At 69.5% G+C, this 7,491-nt stretch carries 11 protein-coding genes and 1 pseudogene; 5 read left to right on the top strand and 7 right to left on the bottom strand.

All coding sequences use genetic code 11. The features are described 5' to 3' along the window. Window positions 1–40 precede the first annotated feature (40 nt). Window positions 41–919, top strand: coding sequence for an alpha/beta fold hydrolase (locus DSY14_RS25835; protein ID WP_211719219.1), 879 nt, complete (start codon window positions 41–43; stop codon window positions 917–919). Between the two features lie 364 nt (window positions 920–1,283). Further along, the gene (locus DSY14_RS25830; RefSeq protein ID WP_211719218.1) at window positions 1,284–2,396 is read left to right on the top strand and encodes a methyltransferase domain-containing protein; all 1,113 of its coding nucleotides are present in this window, start codon (window positions 1,284–1,286) and stop codon (window positions 2,394–2,396) included. A 101-nt stretch (window positions 2,397–2,497) separates the two neighbouring features. Here DSY14_RS25830 and DSY14_RS25825 read toward each other — a convergent pair whose 3' ends face one another. The 7 genes from DSY14_RS25825 to DSY14_RS29350 all read right to left on the bottom strand — a co-directional run bounded on the left by DSY14_RS25825 (window position 2,498) and on the right by DSY14_RS29350 (window position 6,636). Beyond that, a complete protein-coding gene (locus DSY14_RS25825) occupies window positions 2,498–3,385 on the bottom strand; it encodes an aminoglycoside phosphotransferase family protein (protein ID WP_211719217.1) in 888 nt (295 codons plus the stop codon). A gap of 81 nt (window positions 3,386–3,466) precedes the next feature. Then, the gene (locus tag DSY14_RS25820; protein WP_307851336.1) at window positions 3,467–3,646 is read right to left on the bottom strand and encodes a zinc-binding dehydrogenase; all 180 of its coding nucleotides are present in this window, start codon (window positions 3,644–3,646) and stop codon (window positions 3,467–3,469) included. 545 nt (window positions 3,647–4,191) lie between these two features. After that, the gene (locus tag DSY14_RS25815; protein ID WP_211719216.1) at window positions 4,192–4,938 is read right to left on the bottom strand and encodes a phosphotransferase family protein; all 747 of its coding nucleotides are present in this window, start codon (window positions 4,936–4,938) and stop codon (window positions 4,192–4,194) included. Between the two features lie 144 nt (window positions 4,939–5,082). Beyond that, window positions 5,083–5,274 (bottom strand): DUF397 domain-containing protein, encoded by a 192-nt coding sequence (locus DSY14_RS25810; RefSeq protein WP_211719215.1) that lies wholly within the window; start codon window positions 5,272–5,274, stop codon window positions 5,083–5,085. 324 nt (window positions 5,275–5,598) lie between these two features. Then, on the bottom strand, window positions 5,599–5,787 hold the full coding sequence (locus DSY14_RS25805; RefSeq protein WP_211719214.1) for a DUF397 domain-containing protein: 189 nt from the start codon (window positions 5,785–5,787) through the stop codon (window positions 5,599–5,601). A 9-nt stretch (window positions 5,788–5,796) separates the two neighbouring features. Beyond that, the gene (locus tag DSY14_RS25800) at window positions 5,797–6,336 is read right to left on the bottom strand and encodes a DUF5753 domain-containing protein (protein WP_249188478.1); all 540 of its coding nucleotides are present in this window, start codon (window positions 6,334–6,336) and stop codon (window positions 5,797–5,799) included. A gap of 6 nt (window positions 6,337–6,342) precedes the next feature. After that, window positions 6,343–6,636: a helix-turn-helix transcriptional regulator gene (locus DSY14_RS29350; protein WP_307851335.1), complete on the bottom strand. Its 294-nt coding sequence runs from the start codon at window positions 6,634–6,636 to the stop codon at window positions 6,343–6,345. 197 nt (window positions 6,637–6,833) lie between these two features. Here DSY14_RS29350 and DSY14_RS25795 point away from each other — a divergent pair, with 197 nt between their 5' ends. From DSY14_RS25795 to DSY14_RS25785, 3 genes and pseudogenes are all read left to right on the top strand, one after another. Further along, on the top strand, window positions 6,834–7,067 hold the full coding sequence (locus tag DSY14_RS25795) for a hypothetical protein (RefSeq protein WP_211719213.1): 234 nt from the start codon (window positions 6,834–6,836) through the stop codon (window positions 7,065–7,067). Next, window positions 7,068–7,274, top strand: a complete 207-nt coding sequence (locus DSY14_RS25790) for a hypothetical protein (protein ID WP_211719212.1) — start codon at window positions 7,068–7,070, stop codon at window positions 7,272–7,274. Then, window positions 7,271–7,491 (top strand): annotated as a pseudogene (locus DSY14_RS25785) (hypothetical protein); the annotation flags it as partial. The gene DSY14_RS25790 and the pseudogene DSY14_RS25785, both read left to right, overlap by 4 nt.

Raw genomic sequence — 7,491 nt, 5'->3', positions numbered from 1 at the left:
GGTCGGCGAAGGCCGACCCCTACCCGAAACCAGGTGCCCGATGACCGAGTCCACCGTCCACGGCGCGCGCGTCTACCGTTCCGAGACCGCGGAGAGAACGGTCCGTGGTTGGTGCGAGGAGCGGTTGGCGGAGTTCGTCGATCTCCAGATCCTCCCCGAGATCCGCACGTCCCTCGGCCCCACCCGGGCCTTCCGCTTCGAGGGAGGCCCCGGTGCGCCGGTCGTGGTGTTCAGCGGTTCCCACTTCAACAGCGCCCTCAGCGCCTCACCCGCCTCCGACATGACCGCCGAACGCGACGTGATCCTGGTGGACCTGCCGGGGCAGCCGGGGCTCAGCTGCGACCGGCGCCCCCGGGGACACCGCGCCCAGGCCTACGGAGCCTGGTTCGACGAGGTGCTGCCCGAGCTCGTGGACCGGCCCGCGATCGTCATGGCGCATTCCCTCGGTGCGGCGGTGGCCCTGGCGGGCACTCCATCCTCACTGGTCAAGGGGATGGTGGTGGTCAACCCGGCGGGGCTGACCCCGGCCGCGAACTCCCCGGAGCTCATGCGCGTCACGCTGCCGTGGATGATCGGCCCTAGTGAGGGCAAGAGCACCCGTCTGCTGAACTTCATGAGCGGCCCCGACTTCCGCTACCCCGTCCATCCGCTGGCCCACTGGATGACGATGGTGGGCAAGTACTGCCGGACCAGCCTGGCGCAGGGGCCGCTGCCCACGGAGTCGTTGCTGGCCTGGCAGCGGAGGAACGTGACCGTGGTGACCGGTGCGGACGACGTGTTCTTCTCGCCCGCGCGCCTGCACGGTCCGGCCCGGCGGTTCCTGGACACCGACGTGGTCGTGCTGGAGGAGGCCGGGCACCTGGCCCCCTACGAGTACCCGGAGCGGATCCGCGAGCTGGTGGATCGGATCGACGACTGACCCGGCCGGCCGGACCCGGACGCGTGTTCTCCAGGCCGGCCCGGTGGAACCGGTAAGGCCGGCGGATCGAGGCTTCCGGTGACCGGGACCCCCGTGGTCGCGCTGTCCGTGTGGGTGGTGCCGGCCCTACCCGAGGCCGGGCCGATGCCGCGTGGATGCGCGGTGCCGGGTGGTGGGCCTCCGCTCGTGGGGGGTAGGTAACAGGTGATCCACACCCCTCGAACGGAGGAATGACCGCGGCGGCCTGCTCCATGTGCAAGGGCGAAGGAACCGTCGTCGTCAACAATGACGGAGATGGCGACGGTGGCGGTTGGGGTCACCAGGAGGTCGTCACCTGCTCTGGATGTGACGGAACGGGGGAGACGTGACCGTCGGCGATCTCGAAGCTCTCCACGCGGCCCTGGTCGAGCGATTGGAGACCGATGAGGCGATCCGCAGGGCGTTCGCCGTCCACCCCCGACATCACTTCGTGCCCGACATGATCTGGCCGGACGCTCTGGGGCTACCGCTCTTCCGCACCTCCGATCCCGACCGGTGGGCCTGTTCGGTCTACGGTGGGGACGCGGTCACCACCCAGGCCAACGACGGTGAATCGGGGCCGCGCAACGAACCCAGTTCCTCGTCGTCCGCGCCACAGGTCATGGCGGACATGATCGCCGCGGCGCGGATCGAGGAGGGCATGCGGGTGTTGGAGATCGGCACCGGTACGGGGTGGAACGCCGCAGTTCTGGCCTCCTTGGTGGGGCGGAAGGGTGCGGTCACCAGCGTGGAGGTCGACCCCCGGGTGGCGGCTCACGCGCGCGAGCGGCTCATCGCAACGGGAGTCGACGTTCGCACTGCGAACGGCCCTCCCGTGGGGGAGGTGTTCGACGCGATCATCGCGACGTGCGCGGTGACACGCGTCCCGGACACCTGGTCGGCGGCACTGGTGGAGAACGGCCCGCTCGTACTTCCCTGGAGCCCCCGCCCTGACGTGCGCAGCACACCGGTGGTCGCCCTGACGAAGAGGGCGGGCCGACTGCGTGGGGCCTTCCTGCGGGAGGCCACCTTCATGCGCGACCGGACCCAGCGCGTGGAGCATCCTCCTTTCCCCGGCCTCGGCCGAACCCCGGGGCCCGCAGGGGTCGTCTCGGTCGGTTCGGTCGAGATGATCGGTGCAGGGAATCTGCCACGACTCCAGCTCATGATGCCGGGTGTGCGCCTGGGTGCGGGCGTGCGGCCGTTCCAGGGCGGTCATGGGCGCATCGTGTGGATGGGCGACGGAGAGGCGTGGGCGTACGTGTGGCCGGACGGCTCGGTCACCGGTGAGGGGGAACGGGCCCTGGGCCGTGAGTCGGCGGAGGCGCACCGCCTCCTGGCGGACGCGGGTGTGGACGGGATGGGGGCCTTCACCCTGGAGGTCGCCCCGGAACGGGACGCGTACAGGGTCGCCTGCGCGGCTCTAGAGCGGTGGTGGGACCACCCCGTCGGGGTCTGATCGCGCCGCGTCCTGCCACGCCCCGCTCGTCCACAGGCTGTGGACGAGCGGGATGGCCGCCCACCGGAGGCGGCCGATGTCCTCCGGATCGGTCGCCCCGGTCAGTCGCCCCGGAGGACCTGGGCGGTGGTGTGGTCGCCGATCGCCGCCAACAGCGGGTGGTCGGCGGTGCTGGTGGTGAGCACCGACGCGTAGATCACCGCCCAGGCGCGGGCGCGGATCCAGGTGTGCTCGTCGACGCCGCCGAGGTCGTCCAGGTGGGCGCGGAAGCGGGCGCGGTCGGGGGCCTCGAAGGTCATCCAGGCGGTGCCGAGGTCGGTGGCGGGGTCGCCCGAGGTGAGATCGCCGAAGTCCAGGACGGCGGCCAGCGCCGCGTCGTCGTCGACCAGGATGTTGGCGGGGTGCGGGTCGCCGTGCAGCCACAGCGCGGGCCCCTCCCAGGCGGGGGTGTCGACCAGCGTGTGCCACAGGTCCAGGAGCGCGGGGGCGTGCGGGTCGGTGGACCCGGTGAGGCGTTCGACGATACGGCGGTGGCGTGCGCGCAGGGGCACACCGCGGACCGGGTTCTCCGGGGCCTCGGGCGGCGCGGGGGTGTGCAGCCGGGAGAAGAACCGGGCGAGGGGCGCGACGAGGGCGCCGCGGTCGGAGGGACCCACCTCGGCGGCGGTACGGCCGGGGAACCAGGGGTTGACCGACCAGCTCCAGGGGTAGCCGTGGCCCGGCCGGCCGACCCGCAGCGGCGCCGGGACGGGGACGCCCACGCGGGTGGCGACCTCGGGCAGCCACCGTTGTTCGTTGAGGACCAGGTGGGCGGCGGCGGTCCGGCGGGGCATACGCACGCACAGGTCCTCACCGAGGGACAGCAGCGCGTTGTCCCAGCCGTTGGTGACGGGCGTGATGGGGAGTGTGGCCAGGTCGGGGTGCTGGTCGCGCAGGAGCGCGCGGACGAGTGCGGGGGTGACGTCGACGTCGGCTTCTGGGGTGCGCATCCCTCCAGTATCGGGGCTGCTCGGCCCCCGGTCTCGGTGCGGATTCCGTCCCGGCCGGTGGGCCGAGGCCGTCACGCGGTCCTACGTCACCGAGACCACGTACCTTCCCCGCACACCGCCCGCCTCCAATGCCCGGTGCGCCGCCGCCGTCTCTTCCAACGGGAAGACGGTGTCCACCGCCGGGCGCAGCTCCCCCTGTTCCACGTGGCGGGCCAGGGCGTCCAGGCCGCTCTGTCGGGGATCGCCGCTGAAGAAGCGCACCCGGCCGCGCCCGTGGACCGCACTACCCGATGACGACGCGGCCTCCCGGCGGCTGGTGGCCTACCTGCTCCAGGCGTTTCGTGCCGACGGGGCGAACGGGCCGTTGCCTCCGCCGACCGCACTGACGCCGCAGGGTTTCCCGCGCATGGCCGATGATCCCCGGGCCCGAGGGACCGCCGGAGCCTCGTGAGACGGTGACCGTCCTCAAGTACGACCGGCCAGACGACTTTCCATCGGCGACGGGTCGTTCACCTGTGTGGTCGTGGTCTTCCTGTGGTGCCCCGTGCACGGCTACCGGCACGGGCGTGTACCGCTGGGTCGTGGAGGGAGCGATCGCGCTGCCGCAGCGGTTCCGCCGTCTGCGTACCCCCCGGAGGGAGAGATCCATGACGACGTCCACCACGCGTTCGTCACCCTCGGCCGCGCCGTCATCCGTGGGCGACGGTCGAGCACCGCGCCATGGTGCGAGTCAGGGCGGGCGATCTCCCCGGGGCGGCCTGTCCGATGCGTCGGAGCGCGGTCGTGGCGGTCGGGCCCGCGCCGTCTCACATCCGGGATCTCAGCACGTCGACCTCACAGCCCGGCGCGAACGGGTCGAAGCCGTGCTCGACCAGCCAGCGAACCGCGAGCAGGCTTCGCAACGACCACCACGCGTGGATCACGGCGAGGTCGATGTCGGTGCCATAGCCGGCGATGACGTCGTCGAGGTGTTCCTCGTGTCCGAGCGTGAAGGTGGCGAGGTCGTACAGGGCGTCGCCCTGGCCCGCCTCGGACCAGTCGATGATGCCCGTGACCTCGTCGCCGTCGACGAAGACGTGCGCGATCTGCAGGTCCCCGTGCGTGAAGGCCGGGGTCCACGGCCGGAACGCGGCCTCGGCGACCTGGCGGTTGCGGGCGACCAGGTCGGCGGGCAGGACGCCGTCCGTCACGAGCGACGCGCACTCGTCGTCGAGTGCCGCCGCCTGCGCGACGGTGCTCCGACCGGCCCGGCCCAGCCGGGGTGGCAGCGGCGCTTCGTGCAGCTTCCGGATGGCGGCGCCCGCCGCGGCCCACGCCGCCGGCGACCCGGTCGACGGTCCGCCGAGGCTCCCGAGCGTCGTCCCCGGGAGTGCGGCGATCGCGAGCACGTGCGGCTTGCACCACAGGACCTCCGGGGTCGGTACCGGCGCGAGGGACATCGCCTCGACCTCGTCGTCGATGCGCGCCTGATCGGAGTCCACCTTGAAGAACGCGTCGCCGACGCGCAGCGTCGCGCGCTCGGAATGGGCGACGACCACCTTGACCTCATTCATGGGCGATCAGTATCCCGGGGGTGATCGCTGACGTCACCGGGTTTTTCGCGTGCGATGACGCGGCCGACCGCGTCGCCCGCCGATGGCCGCGTGCGCGACACCGACCCCTGACCAGGTCACGCCCACCACCTTTGTGCGGACTCCTTAGGCCCCCGACCGTACGGCCGCCAGTGCCTCCGTCCAAGAACCGGTGGCGAAGAGCAGGTAGCCCGCGCTCCGGTTCTGGGTGTCGCGGACAGCGGACCGCTCCGGCATGTCGGCGACCTCGACGCAGTTGCTTCGGTCGCTGTAGCTGGACTTGCGCCAGTTCGATGGAGAGGCGGGGGAGAGTTTCATGAGTGCTGGTTCCCTATGTCGATTTGTCGACGTGATGCCTGATTCGCTTCAGGAAACCTGCCCACCAATTGGATGAGTTGATCGGGTCGACGGTCCTTGACTACCTGAGAGACCAAGCGGCGTGATCGGGACCCCAGGGTGGCAATGGTCCGCGTGCGGTGCACGACTACCCGTCGAAGAGGTTGGCCCCGAGCAGGGCTGAGCGCCGGGGATCTACCTCCTCCTGGCCAATGAAGGTACATTGAGGGGTGGATGAGTACCCAGGTACACGCAGAGGCCCCGGGGAGGGATACCCCGGGGCCTCTGCGTTGTCCAGGTCTTCTTTTAGCGGATGACACCCAGCAGCGCGTTCCACTCGTGGCCGTTCAAGAGCAAGTACCCCTGCTCAGGGTTCTGAGAGTCGCGCATCGCAGCTGCGCCATTGCCTGCGTCGGCGTATTCGACACAGTTCTGAGGATTGCTGTAGCTCGACTTGCGGAAGGCAAGCCGCTGTTCTTCGGTGGATGAGTACATCGGGTGTTCCTAGCTCTTCAGGGACCGTAGATACGTTGGCACGCTGTCCGGGTCCATCGACTTCGACACGAGTCTGTCGAAGACCTTGCGATACCGGTCGACCTCGGGCTTCTTGTCCAAATACAGACCATCGGTGTCTGTTTCGAGGAAGACCATGGCAGCGGCTGGATCATCCCCGTAGTCCATGATCGCGAACGGCCCGCCCATGCCCGGATGCAATCCCACGTCCGGACGGAGAATCTGAATCGTCACGGTGTTGGCTGCTTCAGCCAGTTCTGCCAAATGTTCCACTTGCCGCCGATGTAGGTCCCGGTCGGTCGCGGCCAGGAGGTCCAAGGCGCGATTGTCGATGATCGCCCACACATCGGGGGCTTCTTCTCCGGTGAGGAGTTGCTGTCGCTTCATCCGGGCCTCCACGACGCGTTCGATGGCGTCCGGGTCTCGGATGAGGGTGGCTTGGGCGATTGCAGTGGCGTACCCCGGAAGTTGGAGTAGCCCGGGGATGTACTGGGTCTCCCACAGCCGAAGGCTTGTTGCTCCCGCTTCCAAAGAGGTCTACGCGCCGGTGAGGACGTCGTCGTAGCGAGACCACCAGCCTCGCTTGCGCGACTGTCGTGTGAGGTCGAGTAGAGCATCCACTTCTCGCTGGTCCGTCACACGGTAGATGCCCAGGAGAAGGCGTACATCGGACACAGCCGGGTGTTTTGACCTGCCGGTTTCGATGTTCGAAACCTTCGTGCTGGACCACTCCAATTCGTCGGCCACCTGCTCGATGGTCATGCCTGCGCTCAGTCGCTTCGCGCGCATCTGCGCTGATAGCTGGCGCCTTGCGACGGGTGCGCTGCTCACGTCGACCTCCTCTTGACCTGTGGTCGATGCTATCGCCGCGCGGACTGAATCAGACATTTCGCAACTCCTCATCGTGGCTGTTCGAAAACCGAGTCTCGATTAGAGACTTGCGAATTAAAAGTTTCGAGTGGAGTATGGAAGTGTACTCATCCGAGCCGCCTTCATCCAGCGGCGCCCCCTTGAGGAGGTGTGCGCTCTTGCGTGCCCGTTACCTGAACCTGTCCGAGCTGGCGCATGTGCGTTGGCGTGCCCAAGAGTCGATCCGTTGGCGTCGTCCGCGTCGGGCGCGGCGTGTGCGAGCGTTCGCGGTGTTGTGGCCTGCTGCGAACCCTCCACTCATCCCCGCGCCGCGACGCCCGGTGGATGTGGCCGGACCGGTGGTGCTCCAGCGTGTGCTGGAGGGCCTCAAGGCTCTGCCGGGGGTGATGTGAGTGCGCTACCTCGACCCCCACATCCCCGACCACGACCAGCGACGACCGCGCGACAGCGTGGCACCCTTCACCGGCGCGCGGTGGCGACCCACGCCCCTGCCCCACCCGGCCGTGGGCCCGGTGGACGCGTCGACCCAGAGCGCCCCCGAGGGCCATCCCACCGCGCCTGCGCAAGGCGACTCCCCCACCCCTGAGGAGGCGCGGTGACCTTCTCGACCGGTGCGGGTGTGTGTCCGGAGGCTGGGGTGGACGCGTTGGGTCGTGCCCGCTGGTGCATTCTGACCGGCGGCCATGAGGGTGATCACCGTGATGATCACGGCCGCACCTGGCCGCCTGCGGGGGTGGTGTTGCAGGGGTTGATCGCCCGGTGGGGGCGCACCCACCGCATCGCGTGGACGGGCCGGTTGTGGATGGCCACCGACCG

Origin of the sequence: Nocardiopsis sp. MG754419 (genome assembly GCF_018207095.1) — a bacterium.
Lineage (GTDB): Bacteria > Actinomycetota > Actinomycetes > Streptosporangiales > Streptosporangiaceae > Nocardiopsis.
The sequence above is the reverse complement of the archived record's forward strand: the minus strand, read 5'-3'. Positions and strand labels throughout refer to the sequence as shown.